The sequence below is a fragment of the Rhizobium sp. AN6A genome, from assembly GCF_900215635.1.
Classification (GTDB): domain Bacteria; phylum Pseudomonadota; class Alphaproteobacteria; order Rhizobiales; family Rhizobiaceae; genus Agrobacterium; species Agrobacterium tumefaciens.
The window spans coordinates 659,563-680,832 of record NZ_OCNC01000003.1 but is presented as its reverse complement, the minus strand read 5'-3'; the positions used below and the strand labels follow the sequence as shown (position 1 = coordinate 680,832).

Below are 21,270 nucleotides of genomic sequence, written 5' to 3'. Positions count from 1 at the left end.
TGAGGCTCGCAATCATCTCTGGGAGGAGAAGTCATGCGCAAGAGTATCGTTTTATCCACGGCCATGGCACTGGCGGCAGGCACCGCCGCTTACGCTGCCGAGATTTCGGACGGCAAGGTCAAGATCGGCATCTTGAACGACCAGTCGGGCGTCTACGCCAATTTCGGCGGCAAATACTCTTATGAGGCCGCGAAGATGGCGGTCGAGGATTTTGGCGGCAAGGTGCTGGGCGCGCCGGTGGAAGTGGTAACGGCTGACCACCAGAACAAGGCGGATGTCGCCTCCAACATCGCCCGGCAGTGGTACGACACCGAACAGGTCGATTCGATCATGGAACTGACCTCGTCGTCGGTCGGCCTTGCCGTGCAGGCACTCTCGAAGGACAAAAAGAAGATCACCATCAACACGGGCGCGGCAACCACCGAGCTGACGGGCAAGCAGTGCAGCCCCTATGGTTTCCACTGGGCCTACGACACCTATTCGCTGGCAGTCGGTACCGGCGGTGCGCTGGTGAAACAGGGCGGCGACAGCTGGTTCTTTCTGACTGCCGATTACGCCTTCGGTTATTCGCTGGAAGAAAACACGTCCAACTTCGTCAAGGCCAATGGCGGCAAGGTGCTGGGTTCCGTGCGCCATCCGCTGGCCTCTACGGATTATTCCTCCTTCCTGTTGCAGGCGCAGTCATCAGGCGCGAAGGTCATCGGCCTTGCCAATGCCGGTCTTGACACGTCCAACGCCATCAAGCAGGCCGCTGAATTCGGTATCGTCGCGGGCGGGCAGCGGCTGGCGGCCCTTCTCTTTACACTTGCCGAAGTGCACGGCCTCGGTCTCGAAGCGGCTCAGGGCCTGACGCTGACGGAAGGGTTCTATTGGGACCGCGACGATGAATCGCGCAAATTCGGCGAACGGTTCAAGGAACGCACCGGCGCCATGCCGAACATGGTCCACGCTGGTACCTATTCCGCCGTGCTGCATTACCTGAAGGCCATCGATAAGGCCGGCACCGACGATGCCGACGCCGTGGCAAAGGCCATGAAGGAAATGCCTGTCAACGACGTCTTCTCGAAGGATGGCCATGTGGCCGCCAATGGCCGCATGATCCACGATATGTATCTGATGGAAGTGAAGAAGCCGGATGAGAGCAAGCAGCCGTGGGACTACTACAAGGTGCTTGCCACGATCCCCGGCAAGGAAGCCTTCATGGACCCCGCAAAAAGCGGTTGCCCGCTGGTAACGCAGTAAAAAGGGGGAACTTCATGATGATCGCTCCCGCCCCTGCCGGTCAGGCGGAACCCCGCGTCGTGCTTTCGGCGCGCGGTCTCTCCAAGACCTTCGGCGCATTCGCGGCCGTGAAAAACGTCGATCTCGACGTCCATCATGCCCGGGTACATGCACTTATTGGTCCGAACGGCGCCGGCAAAACCACGGTCTTCAACCTGTTGACCAAGTTTCTCCAGCCGACAGGCGGGGCGATCACCTTCATGGGAACGGATATAACAAAGACGCCGCCGGACAAGGTGGCGCGGCTCGGTCTCGTCAGATCTTTCCAGATATCGGCGGTGTTTCCGCATCTGACGGTTCTGGAGAACGTGCGGGTGGCGTTGCAGCGGCCGAATAACCTTTCAACGCAATTCTGGCTGCCGCTCTCTTCACTCGACAGGCTCAATGCACGTGCCGAGGAGTTGATCGCAACGGTTGGCCTGACACGGGAAAAAAATGCACTTGCGGCCGATCTTTCCTACGGTCGCAAGCGCGTTCTTGAAATCGCCACCACGCTTGCGCTCGACCCGAAGGTATTGCTTCTCGATGAGCCGATGGCGGGCATGGGGGGCGAGGATGTCGCGCATGTCGCCGATCTCATCCGCGAAGTGGCCAAAACGCGCGCGGTGCTGATGGTCGAACACAATCTGAAGGTCGTGGCAGATATCTGCCATCAGGTGACGGTGCTGCAGCGGGGCGAAATTCTGGCGGAGGGCGATTATGCCACCGTCTCCGCCGATCCGCGCGTGCGCACGGCTTATATGGGCACGGAGGAGGCGTGATATGGCGGCAATGCTCGAAGTCTCCAACCTGAAATCCTGGTACGGAGAAAGCCAGGCGCTGCACGGCGTCGATCTGACCGTCGGCGAAGGCGAAACCATCACCATTCTCGGGCGCAATGGGGTCGGCAAGACCACGACGTTGCGCACCATCATGGGCATCATCCGCAACCGCAAGGGCGTGATCAAGCTCGGCGGCAAGGATCTGATGCCGGTGCCGTTGCATCGCACGGCGAAATACGGCCTCGGTTTCGTGCCGGAAGAGCGCGGCATCTTCGCGACACTGAGCGTCGAGGAAAATCTGAAACTTCCGCCCGTCGTCGCATCCGGCGGCATGACGCTCGATGAAATCTACGAGCTGTTTCCCAATCTTTATGAACGTCGGGCGAGCCCCGGCACCAAGCTTTCCGGCGGCGAACAGCAGATGCTGGCCATGGCGCGCATCCTGCGCACAGGGGTCAAGGTTCTCCTGCTCGATGAGCCGACCGAAGGGCTTGCGCCTGTAATCGTGCAGCGCATCGGCGAGGTGCTGAAGACCTTGAAAAGTCGTGGAATGACCGTGGTTCTGGTCGAGCAGAATTTCCGCTTCGCCAGCCGCATCGCGGATCGTTTCTACCTGATGGATCATGGCCAGATGGTCAGCAATTTTCCGGTGGGCGAGCTTTCCGGCCGCATGGGCGAACTCAATAAAGTGCTGGGGGTTTAACGATGACGATGCTCTTCGGCGTTCCGGTTCAGGCCCTGCTCGGGCAATTGCTGATCGGCCTCATCAACGGGTCGTTTTATGCGCTGCTGTCGCTCGGCCTTGCCGTCATTTTCGGCCTGCTGCGCGTCATCAATTTCGCCCATGGTGCCCAATATATGCTTGGCGCTTTCGTCGCCTTTCTCGGCCTGCAATATTTCGGCATCAGCTTCTGGTGGGCACTGGTGGTGACGCCGCTTGTCGTTGCACTTTTCGGCGCGATCATCGAGCGCCTGCTACTGTCGCGGCTTTACGATCTCGATCCGCTGTATGGGCTGCTCTTCACCTTCGGCCTGGCGCTGGTGGTGGAAGGCACGTTCCGCTGGCTTTACGGTGCGGCGGGTCAGCCCTATTCGGTTCCGCGCGAGCTTGCCGGCGGCACCAATCTCGGTTTCATGTTCCTGCCGAACTACCGCGCTTTCGTCGTCGTCATCTCGCTTGTCGCCTGCATCGCCACCTGGGCGTTGATCGAAAAGACGCGGCTCGGCTCCTATCTGCGCGCGGCGACGGAAAATCCGACACTGGTGCAGGCCTTCGGTATCAACGTGCCTGTGCTCCTGACGCTGACCTACGCGCTGGGTGCGGGCCTTGCCGGTTTCACCGGCGTGCTGGCCGCGCCGATCTATCAGGTCTCACCGCTGATGGGCACCAACCTCATCATCGTCGTCTTCGCTGTCGTCGTGGTGGGCGGCATGGGGTCGATCATGGGCGCCATCGTCACCGGCTACATGCTGGGTATCGCTGAAGGCCTGACCAAGGTGTTCTACCCGGAAGCGTCCAACATCGTCATCTTCGTCATCATGGCCTTTGTGCTGCTCATCCGCCCCGCCGGACTTTTCGGAAAGGACGCCTGATATGTCCAAAGCCACTCACAACCCGACAGCCGGCGCGATGCCGCAGGCGGAGGTTTCCGCAACCGCCGGAACCATCAAGACCGTGCTGATACTGGCAGGATTGGCCGTGCTGATCGCTGCGCCGATGTTTGTCTATCCGATCTTTCTGATGAAGCTTCTGTGCTTTGCGCTGTTTGCCTGCGCCTTCAATCTGCTGATCGGTTATACCGGGCTGCTTTCCTTCGGCCATGCGGCATTTTTCGGCGGCGCTGCCTATTTCACCGCCTATTCGGTGAAGGAATGGGGCGTCACGCCCGAGATCGGCCTCCTCATCGGCATGGCGGGTGCCGCCCTTCTTGGCCTCGTCATCGGCTTTTTCGCCATTCGCCGGCAGGGCATCTATTTCGCCATGATCACGCTTGCTTTGTCCCAGATGTTTTATTTCTTCTGCCTTCAAGCACCCTTCACCCATGGTGAGGACGGATTGCAGGGCGTGCCGCGTGGACACCTCTTCGGCCTTCTCGATCTCAACGCGCCGCTGAACATTTACTACACGGTGCTGGCCGCCTTCGTGCTGGCACTTCTCGTCATCTGGCGTTTCGTCAACTCGCCCTTCGGCATGATCCTGAAATCCATCCGCGAAAACGAGCAGCGCGCCATTTCTCTTGGATACAGCGTGCAGCGTTACAAGCTTGGTGCTTTCGTCATGTCGGCAGCGCTTGCCGGTCTTGCGGGCGGCCTGAAAGCGCTGGTGTTCCAGTTCGCAACCTTGACCGATGTGGCCTGGCAGATGTCGGGCGAGGTTATCCTGATGACCCTGCTTGGCGGTATCGGCACCATGATCGGCCCGATCTTCGGTGCGGGGCTTGTCGTCGCGCTGCAGAACTATCTCGCGACATCCGATTTCCCGGTCACCATCATCACCGGCCTCGTTTTCATGGCCTGCGTTCTGGTGTTCCGGCGCGGTCTGATCGGTGAATTTTACGCTTCGCGGCTCGGGCGAAAACTGGGTTTTCAGCACCGGGGATAAGAATTTTTTGAAACAGGGGGAAGGCTCCTCCGCGTCCGGGGCGACGCGGCAAGGGAGCCGCATGGAGAATAGCATGGCGGAATTTGACTATATCGTCATCGGAGCGGGAAGTGCGGGATGCGTTCTCGCCAACCGCCTCTCGAAAGACCCGAACAATCGCGTCCTGCTGCTGGAAGCGGGCGGCAACGATAATTATCACTGGATCCATATTCCGGTTGGTTATCTCTATTGCATCAACAATCCGCGCACCGACTGGTGTTTCAAGACGGCGGAAGAACCTGGGCTTAACGGAAGGTCGTTGATCTATCCTCGCGGCAAGGTCCTCGGCGGCTGTTCATCCATCAACGGCATGATCTATATGCGCGGTCAGGCGCGCGACTACGATGTCTGGCGTCAACTCGGCTGCGAGGGCTGGGGATGGGATGATATCCTGCCCTATTTCCTGAAGTCGGAGGATTTCTATCGCGGGAAGGGCGACATGCATTCCACCGGCGGCGAATGGCGGGTGGAGAAGGCGCGCGTGCGCTGGGATGTGCTTGATGCCTTTCAGCAGGCAGCGGGTGAGGCCGGCATTCCTGCGACCGAAGATTTCAACCGCGGCGACAATGAAGGGGCCGGTTATTTCGATGTGAACCAGCGGTCGGGCTGGCGTTGGAACACGGCCAAGGCCTTTCTGAAACCGGCGCTTGGCCGCCGGAATTTGACAGTCATGACCAAGGCCCATGTCAAGCGTCTCATTGTCGAAGAGGGCCGGGTCACCGGCGTCGAGTTTCACCACGACGGCGTCTTGAAAAAGATGCGTGCACGGCGCGAAACGGTGCTTTCCGCAGGTGCAGTCGGTTCACCACACATTCTGGAGCTTTCCGGCGTTGGCCGCGGCGACGTGTTGCAGGCCGCCGGTATCGGCACAGTGACGGAAGTTCAAGGTGTGGGCGAGAACCTGCAGGATCATCTGCAATTGCGCATGGTCTACAAGGTTTCAGGCGTCCTGACGCTGAATGAGAGGGCCTCCACCCTGTTTGGCAAGGCAAGGATCGGCCTCGAATATGCCCTGACCCGCTCCGGGCCGATGTCGATGGCGCCGAGCCAGCTTGGTGTCTTCACCCGTTCCTCTCCGGAAAAGGAGACCGCGGATCTGGAATATCATGTCCAGCCGGTGTCACTCGACAAGTTCGGTGACCCGGTTCACACTTTTCCGGCCATTACGGCAAGTGTCTGCAATCTGCGGCCGGAAAGCCGAGGCTCAGTGCATGTGAAAGGACCGGATTTCGCCATGCAGCCGGAAATCCGACCGAATTATCTTTCGACGGAAGGCGACCGCCGGGTGGCGATCGATTCCATGCGGCTGACGCGCCGCATCGTCAACCAGCCCGCCTTTTCGCGGTTCAAGCCGCAGGAATATCGGCCCGGCCCTTCTTTTGAGAATGACGACGATCTGGCCCGCGCTGCGGGCGATATCGGCACGACCATATTCCACCCCGTCGGCACCCTGCGCATGGGTTCCGATGCCGAAAGTGTTGTCGATACGCGGCTGAAATTCCGCAAGCTTGCAGGGCTGCGTGTGGCGGACGCCTCCATCATGCCGAGGATCACGTCCGGAAATACCAATTCGCCAACGATCATGATTGCCGAAAAGGCTGCCGACATGATCCTTGCGGATAATCGCTAAGAGGAGCGTTCCCATGAAGACCGTCGCTTTTATCGGACTTGGCCATATGGGCCTGCCGATGGCCGCCAATCTCGTCAAGGCGGGTTATGCCGTCAGGGGTTTCGACCTTTCCGAGGCATGCCGCGCGGCGGCGAGGGAGGCCGGAATTCCCGTGGCTTTGGATTCTGCCGAAGCCATTGATGCGGCGGAAGTGATCGTAACCATGCTGCCGAAGGGGGAACATGTTGTTTCGGTATATGGTGATCTGGTGCAGAAAACAGCTGCCGGAACGCTTCTTATCGATTGCTCGACGGTGGATATGGAGAGCGCCCTGAAGGCACACGAGCTTGCCGCTTCCGCCGGCTGCCCTTCGGTCGACGCGCCGGTATCTGGCGGTACGGGCGGTGCCAGTGCCGGCACCTTGACCTTCATGTGTGGCGGCGAGGCTGAGGCTTTCTCGGCGGCCAAGCCGGTGCTGGAAGCCATGGGCAAGAAGATCGTCCATTGCGGCAAGGGCGGCAACGGGCAGGCGGCCAAGATCTGCAACAACATGATCCTCGGAGTTTCCATGATTGCGGTTTCCGAGGCCTTCGTGCTGGGCGAAAAACTCGGCCTTTCGCATCAGGCGCTGTTTGATGTCGCCTCCACCTCATCGGGTCAATGCTGGTCGCTCACCACCTATTGCCCGGTGCCGGGACCAGTGCCGACATCGCCGGCGAACAATGATTATCAACCCGGTTTCGCTGCGGCGCTGATGCTGAAGGATTTGCTACTCTCGCAGGCGGCCGCGAATGGAGCCGGCGTTGCCACTCCACTCGGCGCCGCAGCATCGGCGCTTTATGAGAACTTCATCGATGAGGGCGGTGGCGCGCGTGATTTCTCCGCAATTGTCGAAATGCTACGCGGAGGCGAGGCATGATGGACGCCACGCCGTCGGATATTCTGTGGGTACCGCCAAGGGAAAGGCTGGAGCACTCGGCGCTTTTCGCCTTTGCCACAAAGACCGCGTCGCTGCATGGGCTTGCGGCTGATGATTATTCCGGCCTGCTGCGCTGGTCCATCGAGGCACCGGATGCCTTTTACAATGCCTTGTGGGACGAGCTGGGGATCATCGGCACGCGCGGCGAAAGGGCCTTCAAGCCTGGCGCGACCATGCGGGAAGCCGAGTTTTATCCCGGCGCGCGGCTCAATTATGCCGAAAACCTGCTGCGCGATGCCGATGAACGGTTGGCGATTATCGCCCATCGCGATGATGGCACGCGGCGCGAAATCAGCCGCAGGCAGCTTTATGCGGATGTCTCCCTCATGGTGCAGGCGCTTGTCCACGCAGGCGTGAAGGAAGGCGATCGCATCGGAGCCATCGTCACCCACGATATCGAGGCGATCGTCGGTTATCTGGCAACGAGCGCCATCGGAGCCATCTGGTCGTCCTGTTCACCGGATTTCGGCCCGGCGGGAGCTTCCGACCGGCTCTCGCAGATCGATCCGAAAATCCTCATCGCCGTGCCGGAATACGGTTATGCCGGCAAGCGGATCGATGTCGGACCGACCATCCGCGCGGTGGTGGAAAGCGCTGCCCCTCAAAAGATCGTGCTGATCGGTGACGTTGTTCCCGCCAGCCTTTCCGAACTCGGCTGCGTGACGTTGAATGATTTCGTTGCGCCCTTCGAGCCGGGTGAAATCGCGTTCAACCGGCTGCCGGTCAAGGCGCCGCTGGCGATCCTCTATTCCTCCGGCACCACCGGCAAGCCGAAGTGCATCACCCATTCCGGCGGTGGCCTGCTTCTTCAGCATATGAAGGAGCAGAAGCTGCAATGCGATATCAGGCAAGGCGAACGTTTCTTCTATTTCACCACCTGCGGCTGGATGATGTGGAACTGGCAGGTGTCCGGCCTGGCGCTTGGCGCCACCCTCGTCACCTATGACGGCAATCCCGGTTATCCGTCGCCCGCGCGGCTGATCGATCTCATTGACGCCGAACGGATCGCGACCTTCGGAACATCGGCCAAATTTATCGACGCATGCCTGAAGGCAGGGTTGAAAACGCGCGAAACCCATGACCTTTCATCCCTTCGGACAATCCTTTCCACCGGCTCGCCGCTCATCTCGCAATCCTTCGATTATATCTATCGCGACTGGAAGGCCGATCTGCATCTCGCCTCCATTTCCGGCGGCACGGATATATGCGCCTGTTTCCTTGGCGGCAATCCGCTGCAACCTGTTCACCGTGGGGAGTTGCAGGGCGCGATGCTCGGTATGGATGTCGATACCCTGGACGATGAAGGCCATCCCGTTCGCGGCGTGGCTGGTGAGCTCGTCTGCCGCAATGCCCATCTTTCCATGCCGGTCAAATTCTGGGGCGATGAGGACGGTTCTCGTTATCAGGCTGCCTATTTCGATCGCTTCCCGGGCATCTGGGCGCATGGCGATTTTGCCGAAATGCGAACCACCGGCGGATATGTCATCCACGGGCGCTCGGATACGACGCTCAATCCCGGTGGGGTTCGCATCGGTACGGCGGAAATCTACCGTCAGGTGGAAGCCGTGCCGGAGGTCGAGGAAGCGATTGCCGTGGGTCAGGACATTGATGGTGACCAACGGGTTATCCTCTTCGTGCGCCTTAAAGAGGGTGCGGCGCTGACGGAGGAACTCGAAAAGACCATCCGTACCCGCATCCGTTCGGGTGCTACGCCACGGCATGTTCCGGCGAGGATCATTGCCATCACGGCCATTCCCCGTACCCGCTCGGGCAAGATTTCCGAAATCGCGGTTCGCGACACCATTCATGGCAGGCCGGTGAAAAACACCGACGCGCTCGCAAATCCCGAAGCGCTCGAGCTTTTCCGCAACCTGCCGCAACTGAAGGATTAGGATGATGGAGGATCAACCGAAAACCGTTCTGGTCACCGGCTCCACCAGCGGCATTGGCCTTGCCATCGCCAAACGTTTTGCCGAGGCGGGATTTCTCGTCGCCGTCCATGGCATAGAAACCGTGGAGGCGGCGACGCAGGCACTGGAGGCGGTTGCGAAGGTAGCGCGGCACCGGCCGGTCTATTTTTCTGCCAACCTCGCCAATTATGACGAGAGTGCACATCTGCCGGAAACCGTCATTGCCGAATTCGGTCACATCGACGTGCTCGTCAACAATGCCGGTATCCAGAAGGTCGCGCCGATCGACGAATTCGATTTCGCCGATTTCTCCCATATTGTCGCGATCTCGCTAGACAGTGCTTTTCATACGATCCGTGCAGCCCTGCCGGGCATGAAGGAAAGGGGTTGGGGGCGCATCGTCAATATTGCTTCCGCGCATGGGTTGCGCGCCTCACCCTTCAAGGGTCCCTATGTGGCGACGAAACATGCCGTGGTGGGCCTGACGAAAAGCGTGGCGCTGGAAGTGGCAGAACTTGGCATTACCTGCAACGCCATCTGCCCCGGTTACGTCTGGACGCCACTCGTCGCGGCGCAGGTTGCCGATCAGGCGCGCCTGCATGGCATGGGCGAGGATGAGGTGGTGAAGAAGGTGATGCTTGCGCCGCAGCCGACGCGACGTTTCGTGCAGCCGGAGGAAGTGGCGGAGATGGCGCTTTACCTCACCGGCGATATGGCGCGCTCCATCACCGGTACCACCATTTCCATCGATGGCGGCTGGACCGCCAAATAGTTTTCGCGCATCCGGCTCAAGCGAACCATCTGCCATCCCTCCGGTATTGTGATGCGATTTCAATACTGTATAGTTTTGCGTGCGGCGGGGTCAGCGCCGTGTTCACGGAACAGCGGTATTATGAACACAGGGTTTTCGGAAGCTCCGTTAGCGCGCTCGCGTTTCGATACGCGCCATGTGCCGAAGCGCGACGCCATGGCGCTGTGGCGGGATTCGATCAACGTGCTTTTTGACGCCCGCCTGCGCAGATCGCAGGATGACGGGTTTTTTGCCAGTGTCGATGCCGCCTTCATCGGCAATGTCGCGCTTGGCCGCACCCAGTCCTCGGCGCAGGATTTCGACCGCTCGCGCCACAAGATTGCCCGGGATGGGATGGACGGCTTTCTCCTGCAATTTTACGCCAGCGGCCAAAGCATGTCGCGGCGCGGAGCGGGCGAGACTGCCGGCCCGGGAGATCTCTACATCATCGACATGGCGCAGCCGCTGGCCACAGCCACAACGGATCACGATCATCTGAGCCTTGTCGTGCCGCGCCGGCTGCTGGAAGGCAGGCTCATCGGTTCCGGCAATAATCACGAGCGCGTGCTGCCGGCCGGTTTGCCCTTGGTATCTCTGCTGCGGGAAACGATGACGAGCGTTTACCGCCACTTTGACGTCATGAATGCCAATGACGGCGCGGCCACGGTCTCGCCATTGCTGGAGCTTGCCGCGGCTGCCATCAATAATCATGTCCGGGAAGACAATGCGCAGGGTGTTCAGCGGGCGCTGCGGGCATCCATCAGGCGCTATATCGACAATCACCTGCTCGATCCGGCCTTGTCGGTGGAAAAGGTCATGGGCGAGTTCGGCGTATCGCGACGCACCGTCTACCGGCTTTTCGAACCGCTGGGCGGGTTTTCGGCCTGCATCACCCATAGGCGCCTCGAACGGGCAATGGATTTCCTGCGGGCGCCGCAGTCGGCCCATATGACGATAGCTGAGGTGGCGGCGTCCTATGGCTTCACCAACCCGGAAAATTTCAGCCGCGTTTTCAAGAAGACCTTTGGCCTGTCGCCGCGGCAGATGCGGCATTTCGCATCCGAAAACCGTGATACCATGCCTGATATTATCAAACCGGATAGCGCAGAGTGGACACGCTGGATCGTGCAGCTCGGTCGCTGACGCGATTGTTTCGAAGCCGATCTGACACTGTATGACGGAATGTTGGCACAATCCGACCATTCGTTCCGCCTGCACGTCTGCAAGGGTGCGATTGCGCGGCGGGCATGCCACAGTGCGGACGTTGTTTTTAATAGATATTTCGCCTGACAATCATGATGATACGAATTCTCAATTTTCTGGAAATGCTGCCCGTATGGCGGGTGCGTCGCCGCGACACGAATAGATACCTCGAAGCCGCCGGCGACCAATGCGACTTTGAAACTGCGGGACCACCGCTGTGGCTGTCGATTTCTGAGAACCCGCCGGAGGTCCAATGCGAAACGGAAGACGCCAATCGCCGGCCACCATTCTCGTGGCTGGGGATTGGGCAAAGTTTCAGCGCGGTCGATGAGCCCGACGGTGCCGGTTGCGATATATCCAGACTTGCGGTCGCAGAGTACGGCTAAGCTGATTTTGCTGTCTGGAACAAACTGTGTCCCTGTGAATTAAATCAACAGGGTTACAGGGAGTAAGAGACATGGCCAGAGAAAATACCAGCTATCTTGGCGGTCGGCATGATCCGAAAAATGAAACGGCAACGCGGGCGCGGCAAGGGGTAAAAGGACGTCCAGTTCTTGTCATTCTGGTTGTCAGTCTGCTTCTCGCGCTGGTGGTCTGGACGGTCGTCGAATATGCGGTTTTCGAACCCGACGAGAACCGGCCGCAAAACGTTCAGACGGAGACGGCGCCGGCGACACAAAACCCATAACCAGCATGCCGTGAAATTTTTCACGGCGAATGTTGAGTTTGTATGGAACCAGATTGCCCCCAATTCCATTTCACGCAAAGTGACAGGAATCGGGGGTTTCATTCATGGCAGTCACCGTTACTGCGGTCATTCTATCGCTGATCGGCCTTGCGCTGTTCGGTTTCGGCTCTGAGCTCGTCATGTTGGGCGGGAGCTTCTATTACGTCCTTTCCGGTATGGCCTTCCTGTTGACAGCCATTCTGCTGTTCAAGCGTAACCGGGCAGCTCTCCACGTCTATGCCGTCTTCATTGTCGCGACACTCGCCTGGGCAATCTGGGAAGTGGGTTTCGACTGGTGGCAGCTTGGGCCGCGGGGTGGCATCGTCATTCTTATCGGCCTGTGGTTGCTGGTGCCCTGGGTCAGGAAGCCTCTCGGTTTTTCAAGCCCGACAGGGCTGAATTATGGCCCGAATGCCTGGCCACTCGCGCTCTCTGTTCTCGCCTCCATCGTGGTGGCGGGATATTCCATGGCGCAGGATCCGCATGACCAGGCAGGGTCCTTGCCTGAGGAGAAGGTGGCTTCCGCGCCGATCTATGGCGGCGACGTGCCGGATGGCGATTGGCATCAATACGGCCGCACGCCTTATGGCCAGCGCTATTCGCCGCTGACGCAGGTCAATGTCGATAATGTTTCGCAGCTGAAGGAAGCGTGGCGGTACCAGACCGGCGACGTGAAGCTACCGGATGATGTGGGTGAAACCACCTATCAGGTAACGCCGCTCAAGATCGGCAATACGCTTTATATCTGCACGCCGCATAATTGGGCGATCGCCATCGATGCCGCCACCGGCAAGGAAAAATGGAAATACGACCCCAATGTCGGTCTTAACCCCGACCGCCAGCACCAGACGTGCCGCGGTGTTTCCTATTATGCCGAACCCAATGCCGCACAGGGCACCGCCTGCGCCGAGCGCGTTTACCTGCCGACCTCGGATGCGCGGCTGATTGCGCTTGATGCAGCGACCGGTCAGATCTGCACATCCTTTGCGGATCAGGGCGTGCTGCATCTGGAACAGGGCATGAAATACAATCCCGCCGGTTATTATTATTCGACCTCGCCGCCCGTGATCGCGGCGGGCAAGATCATCATCGGCGGTGCGGTGAACGATAACTACTCCACGCAGGAGCAGTCCGGCGTCATCCGTGCTTTCGATGTGAACAGCGGCGCACTCATCTGGAACTGGGATTCCGGCAATCCGGAAAAGACCGAGCCGATTGCCGCAGGCGAAACCTACACCACCAACTCGCCGAACAGCTGGTCCGTGTTGAGTTACGACGAGGGGCTTGGCCTCGTTTACGTACCCCTCGGCAATCAGGTGCCGGACCAGCTTGGTATGGGTCGCAGCGAGAATGTGGAGAAATATTCCTCCTCCATCGTGGCGCTCGATATCAATACCGGCAAGGATCGCTGGGTGCGCCAGACGGTTCATCACGACCTCTGGGATATGGATGTGCCGGCCCAGCCGGTGCTGCTCGACATCACCAAGAACGGTCAAAGCGTCCCCGCACTCGTCGGCCCTACAAAGCAGGGCGATATCTACGTTCTGGACCGGCGCACGGGTGAGCCGCTTCTGCCGATTACGGAAGAACCGGCACCGGGCGGTACAATCCCTGAGGACTTCAGCTCCCCGACTCAGCCAACGACGGCGCTGTCGTTCAAGCCGGAGCCGCTGAAGGAAAAGGACATGTGGGGCGTCTCCATGTTCGATCAGCTCGCCTGCCGCATCCGCTTCCATCAGCTGAACTATCAGGGCCGATACACGCCGCCCTCGCTGACCGGCTCCATCATCTATCCCGGCAATTTTGGCACGTTCAACTGGGGCAGCGTCGCGGTCGATCCCGAGCGTCAGGTCATGTTCGGCATGCCGACATACCTTGCTTTCACCTCGCAGCTCGTGCCGCGCGCCGACATTCCGCCGAAGGGCCAGGACGAGAAGGGTAGTGAGCAGGGGCTGAACCGCAATGACGGTGCGCCCTATGGCGTCTTCATGGGACCGTTCCTCGGTCCGCTGAAAATCCCTTGCCAGGCACCGCCGTGGGGTTATGTCGCGGGTGCCGACCTGCGCACCGGCGATATCGCCTACAAGCACAAGAACGGCACGGTCCATGACATGACGCCGCTGCCACTGCCCTTCAAGGTGGGCGTGCCGGGCATTGGCGGGCCGATGATTACCAAGGGTGGCGTGGCCTTCCTAGGTGCTGCCGTCGACAACTATCTGCGCGCCTACAACCTCACCACCGGCAAACAGCTCTGGGAAGCACGTCTGCCGGCCGGTGGTCAGGCAACGCCCATGACCTATGCGCTGGATGGCGGCAAGCAATATGTTGTGATGGTTGCGGGTGGTCACGGCTCCGTTGGAACCAAGCCGGGCGACTATGTGATCGCCTATACCCTGCCGTAAAACGAGGCGGATTCAATCAAACAAAAAAACCGGAATGGGTGACCATTCCGGTTTTTGCTTGTGCAGTTAGATCAGGCGATCAGGCCGCCTTTTTCTGGGCTGCGGCATTGATCGATGTCTTGGCAAGCGCGCTAAGCGCATCGTCCGTCTTGGACTCTTCCTTCAGCGTCGCATCCAGCAGGGTAACGGCATTGGCATGCCCAAGCTTTTCGGCCCATGCCTTCAGGGTGCCATAACGGGCGATTTCGTAATGTTCGACCGCCTGGGCCGAGGAAATGAGACCGGCATCGAGAGCTGCGGTGCCCTTGAAATCGTCCATAATCTCTTCACCCTCGGCAATGATGCCCTGGATGGCCTCGCAGGTCTTGCCCTGCGCCCGCTTGCCGATGATCTCGAACACTTCCTGCAGGCGTTCGATCTGGCCCTGCGTTTCTTCCTTGTGCTTTTCGAAGGCCTGTTTCAGCTTCGGATCAGTCGCTGCCCGCGCCATTTTCGGCAGGGCTTTCAGGATCTGCCTTTCGGCGTAATAGATATCCTTCAGCGTATCGTAAAACAGGTCGTCGAGTTTTTTCTCGGCCATTGGTTCTTCTCCCATGGTGTGAAAGTGCGTGATGTACGCCAATGCGCACGGGAGACAAACCTTTCGGAGCCCCTATGGTTCCGGCTCTGTTGCGCGCAACGTTTTATATTCCAGCAGACGCTCCGGCCGCACACGGGATGACGAGTGGCATCAGTCGAAACGGAAGAGATCGGCGTCGGGGTCCTTGCCACCATTGACGGCGGCGGCGACTATCTCAGCGGCGATTTGGCTGAAGGTGATGCCATTGCCGCCAAAGCCCATGACGGCATAAACGTTCTTCATGCCGGGAACCGCGCCGATCAGCGGCAGGCCCGTGGTGGTCGTGCCGAAGCCGGCCGCCCAGCGATATTCGGGTTCGCCGATGTCGACGCCAAGAAGCGTTTCGATCTTGCGTTTGATTGCATCCGCCTTGGAGGCAAGCTTGCTCTCAGACAGGTAGGATGTGGAGTTCTCCTCATCCTCACCACCGGCAATAAGGCGCCCGTCCCGGTCGGTGCGCAGGTAGAGATAGGGATCTGAAGCCTCCCAGAGAATGTGGCTATTCAGCCAGTCCGGCAGATCGATACCCTTCGCACTCGCCAGCGCCCAGGTGGAGATGATCTGGTGTTTCGGGCTTTCGAGCGATTTCAGGAATTCGTATCCGGTGCAGAAAACGATATTGCGTGCGGAAATGATTTTGCCCTGCGCTGTGGCGACGACCACCTCGTCACCGAGATTTCGAAGATCGGTGATTTCGAGTTGTGAAACGATCTCCGCGCCAGCGCCTGCTGTGTGGCGCAACAGGCCCGCCGTCAGCTGCGCCGGATTGGCGGAAGCGGAAATATCGCTGAGGATCGCTCCTGTCCGATCAATCGCATAGTCGTTTCTAAGTTCTGCGGTGTCGAGAAAGCGGGCCTCGATCCCGGCCTCTTCGCGCGCTGCCACTTCGGCCTTCAATGCGCGCAAACCCATCTCGTCTCCGGCAAGATAGAGCGCCTGTTTGCGCGCCATGCTGCAGGAAATGCCAAGCGAAGAAACGATTTCCTCCAGCCGCAGCACGGCGCGCGCGGAGCGCTGCCACGCCCGATCGGCAGCATCCTTGCCGATCATCTTCCTGAGTTCGATCAGGGGTGTGTCGATCTCGTGCTGTATCATCGCGGTGCTGGCGACACTGCTGCCCATCACCGGATCACGCCGGTCGACGATCAGCATGGATTGCCCCGGTCTCTGCAACGCATGGGCGACAAGCGCGCCGCTGATGCCGGCGCCGACGACGATCGTATCGTAATGGTCGGAACTTGGGGTGTTTCTGGTGCGGAGGCCTATGCGTGGCGTGTCGGCCCAAAGGGGTTTCGATTCCCTGAGGTCGCGTTCCTTCGTCAGTTCCGATGTGGGCATGGAGTTTTCCTGAAAGGTGTAGGGCATTTCCGGTGGGAATGCCTGGCGGGTTTACGTCTGGAAAATGCGAACAAACAAAGACAGAGAGCGCATCCGGCCATTTTGGATAGGCCGGATGCGCTCTGTTTTTTTCAGATTTACCGCCCTTAGGCAGCGCGGCGCTCGTGGTTGCCTTCTTCGACCTCCTCGATGATTTTGGCGACGAAGGCGTCCAGATCATCGGGGCTGCGAGATGTGATGATGCCCTTATCCGTCACAACCTTTTCGTCCTTCCAGTTGGCGCCGGCATTTTTCAGGTCGGTCTTGATCGACCAATAGGAGGTTGCGTCGCGACCGCGCAGGGCATCCGCTTCAACCAGAAGCCACGGGGCGTGGCAGATGGCAGCCACGACCTTGCCGGATTTGACGAAATCGCGCACCACGCGCATTGCATCCTCATCATGACGCAATACGTCCGGATTGATCTGGCCGCCGGGCAGGACGAGTGCATCGAAATCATTTGCGCTGACGCTCTTCGCGGAAATATCGACAGCGATGCTGTCACCCCAGTTCTTTTCGTCCCAGCTCTTGATCTCACCATCCTTGATCGAGGCGATCTTGACGTCCGCGCCCTTGGCCTTCAGCTGATCATAGGGCACGCGCAGTTCCGAACGCTCATAGCCGTCCGTTGCGAGAATGACGATTTTTGCAGTGTTGATGGCAGTCATGTCTGTTTCCTTCCTGTTTATCTGTTTTCGTCTTTGTCCGAATTCACGGAGGGCAGAAAAAACTCCACATCCTCCCGGCGCTCCGGATCGAGCTTTTCGATATTCGTTTGCCAGAAGGTCTCGGCTTCTGCCGGTTCGTCTTCCCATTGGCGCACGAAGGTCTTGTTGTCGTCGATCATGACCTGACGGGTGCCGCCGAGCCGCAGATATTCTTCTGCAAGTTTACGCGTTTCGGTCTTTTCCATGTCGCGGTTCCTTGTGCGTGGAAAGCGGGGACGGAGGGCGCCGGATGGGTAAGAAGCTCGGCTGCCATTTCGTTGGCCATCGGGAGAAAACGGAAAAATCCCGATGTTCTTCAGCGCCATCGTGTCCGTTTGACACGGCGGCCCTCCTGCCAGAACAACGTGAGCTTTCCGGTATGGTTCCGCATTTTTTCAGGCGGATTCTTGCCGAGGACGAATGCATCGCGCGCAATTTTTATCGGAACAAACCGGCAAGTCGTGCTGTTTTACCCCAGATGCAGGGGAGGCGGCATGACAGCCAGACACAGTGACGGCGAGTATCACGGCAACGACGAAAGCAAGGGTTTCTGGTCGATCGACTTCGGCAATTCACCGGTCATCGGCACGGCCATTCATGATGGTCATCTCATTCGCCCGGACATAGCCTCGCTGATGGCTCTTTCCGCCGAGCAGCGACTGAGGGAGGAAGACCCTTTTACCGGCGAGATGATCGCGGGGATGACAAACCGCATTGTCGTTCACCATTCGCGTTTCGAAATCGATCTCAACCGTGCCGCCGATCAGGCAGTTTATCTGAAACCGGAACAATCCTGGGGGCTGGAGGTCTGGAAACAGGAGCCGCCCGAAGAGGCCACCCGGCAATCGCTCGATTTTCATGCCGATTATTACGCGATGCTCGAAGCAGTTCTCTCAACCGTCGAGCGGCGGCACGGTGCTTTTGTCGTGCTGGACATACACAGCTACAATCATCGCCGGCAGGGCGCTACAGCGCCGCCAACGCCACAGGCGGAAGCGCCAGATATCAATATCGGCACATTTTCCATGGATCGCAGCCGCTGGAGTGACGTCGTCAGCGCGGTGGGCCATCATTTCGCGTCAGCCACCATCGGCGGACGCCGCCTTGATGTACGCGAGAACGTCGCCTTTCAGGGTAAGGGAGAGCAGACCCGGTTTATTCACGAGCGTTTTAAGCAGAACGGCTGCGCGATTGCGGTGGAGTTCAAGAAATTCTTCATGGACGAGTGGACCGGTAAGCCGGATAAGCGCGTTGTTTCCGATATTCGCGACGCTATCACGGCACTTCAGCCGGTTCTCGAAGAGTGCCTGAGGGCGCGGCGATGAACGTCTCCTCGGCGCGTAGCGAACCGTTACCGGTTATCGAGCTGGTAGACGATGTCGTCGCTTGCCTCAATGCCGGCAAGGCCGTCCGTCGTGATGTCGGAAAGAACGGCCGGCTGCATATCGACCGGCCGCTGCCGTTTCTTTGCCTGCATCTGACCGGTGGCACGAAGGACCTTGCGGCCCGCGATATCGCCTCGGCGCATGCATCCTATCTGATCGCATCGAGCATTCAGGAGGCTGCACCCCTGATTGCAGCCGTCGGCACGGCCATGCGCGAACGGTTCGGCGCCTTCATGGTTCTCGATATCGGCGAACTGGAACACGACATTCTGCTCGCTGACGATTCACCTTTCCTGCCGCATTATGAGGTTTCCGTCTCGGCAACATCTGAGCCGGAAACGCAAAGTGCTCGCCGTGTTTTCATCAAGGCGGTTTGCGATGCCGAGGTGCGTTTCCGCACGCCCCGCGTAACCCGGCCGGAACCGGATGCCGATCCGATCCTCAGATTTCAAAATGCCGGGCTTGATTTTCCCTGCATCAGCGTGCGTTTCGCGCCGATCTACCGACAGCCTGAATCCGGCGCCGATTATCCCGGCCTGCGCGAGACGATGATTGCGGATATTTTCGATGCCGGCCTTCAGGCCTTCTCGTCATTCGCTGCCGGTAAAGATGCACTCAAGGTCACCAGCCATCGCGCGCTCGGCCGCAAGGCCTTCGTTGATGCCGTCAGACGCGCCGATCGTTCAATAGACGACATCGTCTCTTCCTTTGATTTTCTTCTGTCCGTCACGCCGATCAATGCCCGCCGGGCCTTCGAGGAATTTCGCGACGGCAGCTTCCAATATGCGCCGCGCCTGCTTTACAGGCCGCTCGGCGTTGACGTCGAGGAGCAGAAACGCAAGCTCTATTCCGTCGTTTTCGATCATCTGGAAGACCCGGTGCTTTATCATCTCTACCGGGAGAAACAGCAGGAGATCGATCTGCAACTGACCATGCTCGCCAATCTGCATCGCCGGACTTTCACCGATTTCTCCCGCGCCCTTTACGGTGCCGTCGAACCCGCGCTTCTGACGCTGGCGCTCAAGGTGCTTGCCGATTGCCCGCGCAAGGATGAGAGCGGCGAAATCGCCATGGTCGATTGTTATGCGGTCGCCAAAAAATCGCGCGAGATGATCGAGACCTATCTGGCGGAGGAGCCGGAATTCAAGGCGCGTGTCGAGATCAGGGACGACCTGCCGCCTGGCCTGATGGTGACGGGCGAGAAGCTCCTGATTTCTCGCCACACCGTGATGGAACAACGCCGGGTCGAGGCGCTGCTGTCGCATGAGATCGGCGTGCATCTCCTCACCTATTTCAACGGTTCGTTTCAGGGCCTCCGGCTCTTCCGCACCGGCCTTTCCGGTTATGAGGGCGTGCAGGAAGGGCTGGCAGTGCTGGCGGAACATCTGGCCGGCGGCATGACGCGCGAGCGCCTGCGGCTGATCGCCGGCCGTGTCGTCGGCTGCGCCGCCATGCTGGACGGCGCGACTTTTGTTGAGACGTTTCGGACCATGACGCGTGATCATGGTTTCGACGAGGCCGGCGCCTTCAACATGGTTTTGCGCATCTATCGTGGCGGCGGTCTTTCCAAGGACGCGATCTATCTGCGTGGGCTGGCGGAGGTGCTGGAGCACCTGCGCAAGGGTGGCGCGCTCGATCCGTTCTGGATGGGCAAGATCGCCGCTGCCCATTTCCCGGTGATGCAGGAGCTTGCCTTGCGCGGCCTCTTGCGTCCGCCGGGCGTACGTCCCGCTTTTCTGCTGCCGGCCAAGGCCAATGAGCGACTGGAAAAGATACGGGCCGGGTTATCCATCGCCGAACTGGCGACATTGTAATATTAAAGGAGGGGCTTATGCGTATCGCATTTTTCGTCAATTCCATTGAAACCGAGGGGCCGACTTTCGCAACCGGCCTGCTGGCCATGGCGGCGCTCAATCGTGGTCACGAGGTGGTCTATCTGACGCCTGGCGATTTTACCTTGCGGTCGGATGATAGTCTGACCGTACATGCCACCGTTCTACCGAAGGCCAAATACAAGAAAGCCGATGCTTTTCACGCAGCACTTCAGGACAAAGCGCTGGAACGGCGCACCATGGATGTGGAGGAAATCGACGCGCTGATGCTGCGCAACGATCCCTCGCTGGACCAGACGACGCGGCCATGGGCGGTGCATGCCGGTATTCTGTTCGGGCGGCTGGCAGAACAGCGTGGCGTTGTGGTTCTGAACGATCCGGAAGGATTGGCGCTGGCGCAGAACAAGCTCTATTTCCAGAGCTTTCCGGAAATCGTACGCCCGACCACGATCATCTCGCGCAATGTCGATGAAATCCGCGCTTTTGCGGATACCCACCCTAAGGGTGTCATCGTCAAGCCGCTGCAGGGTTCAGGCGGCAAGAACGTCTTCAAGATCGGCTCCAGCAAGGAGGCCAATCTCAACCAGATTTTCGAGGCGGTCAGTCTCGAAGGTTACTTGATCGCACAGGCCTATCTGCCGGCTGCCAAGGATGGCGATATTCGGTTCTTCATGATGAATGGCAAGCCGCTGATGCGCGACGGACAATATGCGGCTCTGCGCCGCGTTCCGGCAAAAGGCGATCTGCGCTCCAACATTCACGCCAAGGGTACTGCCGAGGCCGTGAAGGTGACGGACGAGATCGTAGCGCTTGCCGAAATGATGCGGCCGAAGCTGGTGGAAGACGGTATGTTCCTGGTCGGGCTTGATATTGTCGGCGACAAGATACTTGAGGTGAACGTGTTTTCGCCGGGCGGCCTCTCCAACATCCGCGACCTCACCGATGTCGATTTCAGCGATACTATCATCGAAGCCGTGGAAACCAAGATCGCCATGCAGCGCGCCTCCGGCAGCATGCTCTCCAATCGTCTGCTGGCGACGCTTTGAT

The 21,270-nt window shown here is 59.2% G+C and carries 20 protein-coding genes; 16 read left to right on the top strand and 4 right to left on the bottom strand.

What is annotated here, in order from left to right; genetic code table 11:
* Positions 1–33 precede the first annotated feature (33 nt).
* From CRO62_RS07010 to CRO62_RS06950, 12 genes are all read left to right on the top strand, one after another.
* Positions 34–1,242 carry an ABC transporter substrate-binding protein gene (locus CRO62_RS07010; protein ID WP_013762102.1) on the top strand — a complete coding sequence of 403 codons (1,209 nt, stop codon included), beginning with the start codon at positions 34–36 and terminating at the stop codon, positions 1,240–1,242.
* A gap of 14 nt (positions 1,243–1,256) precedes the next feature.
* Positions 1,257–2,042 (top strand): ABC transporter ATP-binding protein, encoded by a 786-nt coding sequence (locus tag CRO62_RS07005; protein WP_025595206.1) that lies wholly within the window; start codon positions 1,257–1,259, stop codon positions 2,040–2,042.
* 1 nt (position 2,043) lies between these two features.
* Positions 2,044–2,745, top strand: a complete 702-nt coding sequence (locus CRO62_RS07000; protein WP_004431956.1) for an ABC transporter ATP-binding protein — start codon at positions 2,044–2,046, stop codon at positions 2,743–2,745.
* A gap of 2 nt (positions 2,746–2,747) precedes the next feature.
* Positions 2,748–3,635 (top strand): branched-chain amino acid ABC transporter permease, encoded by an 888-nt coding sequence (locus tag CRO62_RS06995; RefSeq protein WP_097099693.1) that lies wholly within the window; start codon positions 2,748–2,750, stop codon positions 3,633–3,635.
* A gap of 1 nt (position 3,636) precedes the next feature.
* Positions 3,637–4,644, top strand: a complete 1,008-nt coding sequence (locus CRO62_RS06990) for a branched-chain amino acid ABC transporter permease (protein WP_019566513.1) — start codon at positions 3,637–3,639, stop codon at positions 4,642–4,644.
* A 73-nt stretch (positions 4,645–4,717) separates the two neighbouring features.
* On the top strand, positions 4,718–6,313 hold the full coding sequence (locus CRO62_RS06985) for a GMC family oxidoreductase (protein ID WP_097099692.1): 1,596 nt from the start codon (positions 4,718–4,720) through the stop codon (positions 6,311–6,313).
* A 13-nt stretch (positions 6,314–6,326) separates the two neighbouring features.
* Positions 6,327–7,211 carry a 3-hydroxyisobutyrate dehydrogenase gene (gene mmsB, locus CRO62_RS06980; RefSeq protein WP_097099691.1) on the top strand — a complete coding sequence of 295 codons (885 nt, stop codon included), beginning with the start codon at positions 6,327–6,329 and terminating at the stop codon, positions 7,209–7,211.
* Positions 7,208–9,163: an acetoacetate--CoA ligase gene (locus tag CRO62_RS06975; RefSeq protein WP_097099690.1), complete on the top strand. Its 1,956-nt coding sequence runs from the start codon at positions 7,208–7,210 to the stop codon at positions 9,161–9,163. The genes mmsB and CRO62_RS06975 overlap by 4 nt, the downstream gene beginning before the upstream one ends.
* Positions 9,164–9,167: 4 nt before the next feature.
* On the top strand, positions 9,168–9,953 hold the full coding sequence (locus CRO62_RS06970; RefSeq protein WP_025595201.1) for a 3-hydroxybutyrate dehydrogenase: 786 nt from the start codon (positions 9,168–9,170) through the stop codon (positions 9,951–9,953).
* 117 nt (positions 9,954–10,070) lie between these two features.
* Positions 10,071–11,114, top strand: coding sequence for a helix-turn-helix domain-containing protein (locus CRO62_RS06965; protein ID WP_097100412.1), 1,044 nt, complete (start codon positions 10,071–10,073; stop codon positions 11,112–11,114).
* Positions 11,115–11,631: 517 nt separating this feature from the next.
* On the top strand, positions 11,632–11,862 hold the full coding sequence (locus CRO62_RS06955) for a hypothetical protein (protein WP_097099688.1): 231 nt from the start codon (positions 11,632–11,634) through the stop codon (positions 11,860–11,862).
* A 104-nt stretch (positions 11,863–11,966) separates the two neighbouring features.
* Positions 11,967–14,303 carry a glucose/quinate/shikimate family membrane-bound PQQ-dependent dehydrogenase gene (locus CRO62_RS06950; protein WP_097099687.1) on the top strand — a complete coding sequence of 779 codons (2,337 nt, stop codon included), beginning with the start codon at positions 11,967–11,969 and terminating at the stop codon, positions 14,301–14,303.
* Between the two features lie 79 nt (positions 14,304–14,382).
* On the opposite strand, the gene CRO62_RS06945 is transcribed toward CRO62_RS06950, so the two are convergent.
* The 4 genes from CRO62_RS06945 to CRO62_RS06930 all read right to left on the bottom strand — a co-directional run bounded on the left by CRO62_RS06945 (position 14,383) and on the right by CRO62_RS06930 (position 17,212).
* A complete protein-coding gene (locus tag CRO62_RS06945) occupies positions 14,383–14,883 on the bottom strand; it encodes a ferritin-like domain-containing protein (RefSeq protein WP_004431986.1) in 501 nt (166 codons plus the stop codon).
* A 150-nt stretch (positions 14,884–15,033) separates the two neighbouring features.
* Complete coding sequence (locus tag CRO62_RS06940) at positions 15,034–16,260, bottom strand: NAD(P)/FAD-dependent oxidoreductase (protein ID WP_097099686.1); 1,227 nt, start codon at positions 16,258–16,260, stop codon at positions 15,034–15,036.
* A 146-nt stretch (positions 16,261–16,406) separates the two neighbouring features.
* Positions 16,407–16,967, bottom strand: a complete 561-nt coding sequence (locus tag CRO62_RS06935; protein ID WP_097099685.1) for a type 1 glutamine amidotransferase domain-containing protein — start codon at positions 16,965–16,967, stop codon at positions 16,407–16,409.
* Between the two features lie 17 nt (positions 16,968–16,984).
* Positions 16,985–17,212, bottom strand: a complete 228-nt coding sequence (locus CRO62_RS06930) for a hypothetical protein (RefSeq protein ID WP_004431991.1) — start codon at positions 17,210–17,212, stop codon at positions 16,985–16,987.
* A gap of 44 nt (positions 17,213–17,256) precedes the next feature.
* Between CRO62_RS06930 and CRO62_RS06925 the strand changes: the two genes are divergently transcribed.
* Genes CRO62_RS06925 through CRO62_RS06910 form a run of 4 tightly spaced genes read left to right on the top strand, consistent with a single transcriptional unit; the run spans position 17,257 to position 21,269 of the window.
* Complete coding sequence (locus CRO62_RS06925; protein ID WP_097099684.1) at positions 17,257–17,520, top strand: hypothetical protein; 264 nt, start codon at positions 17,257–17,259, stop codon at positions 17,518–17,520.
* Positions 17,501–18,331, top strand: a complete 831-nt coding sequence (locus tag CRO62_RS06920) for an N-formylglutamate amidohydrolase (protein ID WP_097099683.1) — start codon at positions 17,501–17,503, stop codon at positions 18,329–18,331. Before CRO62_RS06925 ends, CRO62_RS06920 begins: the two co-directional genes overlap by 20 nt.
* On the top strand, positions 18,328–20,205 hold the full coding sequence (locus tag CRO62_RS06915) for a flavohemoglobin expression-modulating QEGLA motif protein (RefSeq protein ID WP_097099682.1): 1,878 nt from the start codon (positions 18,328–18,330) through the stop codon (positions 20,203–20,205). Before CRO62_RS06920 ends, CRO62_RS06915 begins: the two co-directional genes overlap by 4 nt.
* A gap of 17 nt (positions 20,206–20,222) precedes the next feature.
* A complete protein-coding gene (locus CRO62_RS06910) occupies positions 20,223–21,269 on the top strand; it encodes a glutathione synthase (protein ID WP_097099681.1) in 1,047 nt (348 codons plus the stop codon).
* Position 21,270: the final 1 nt, after the last annotated feature.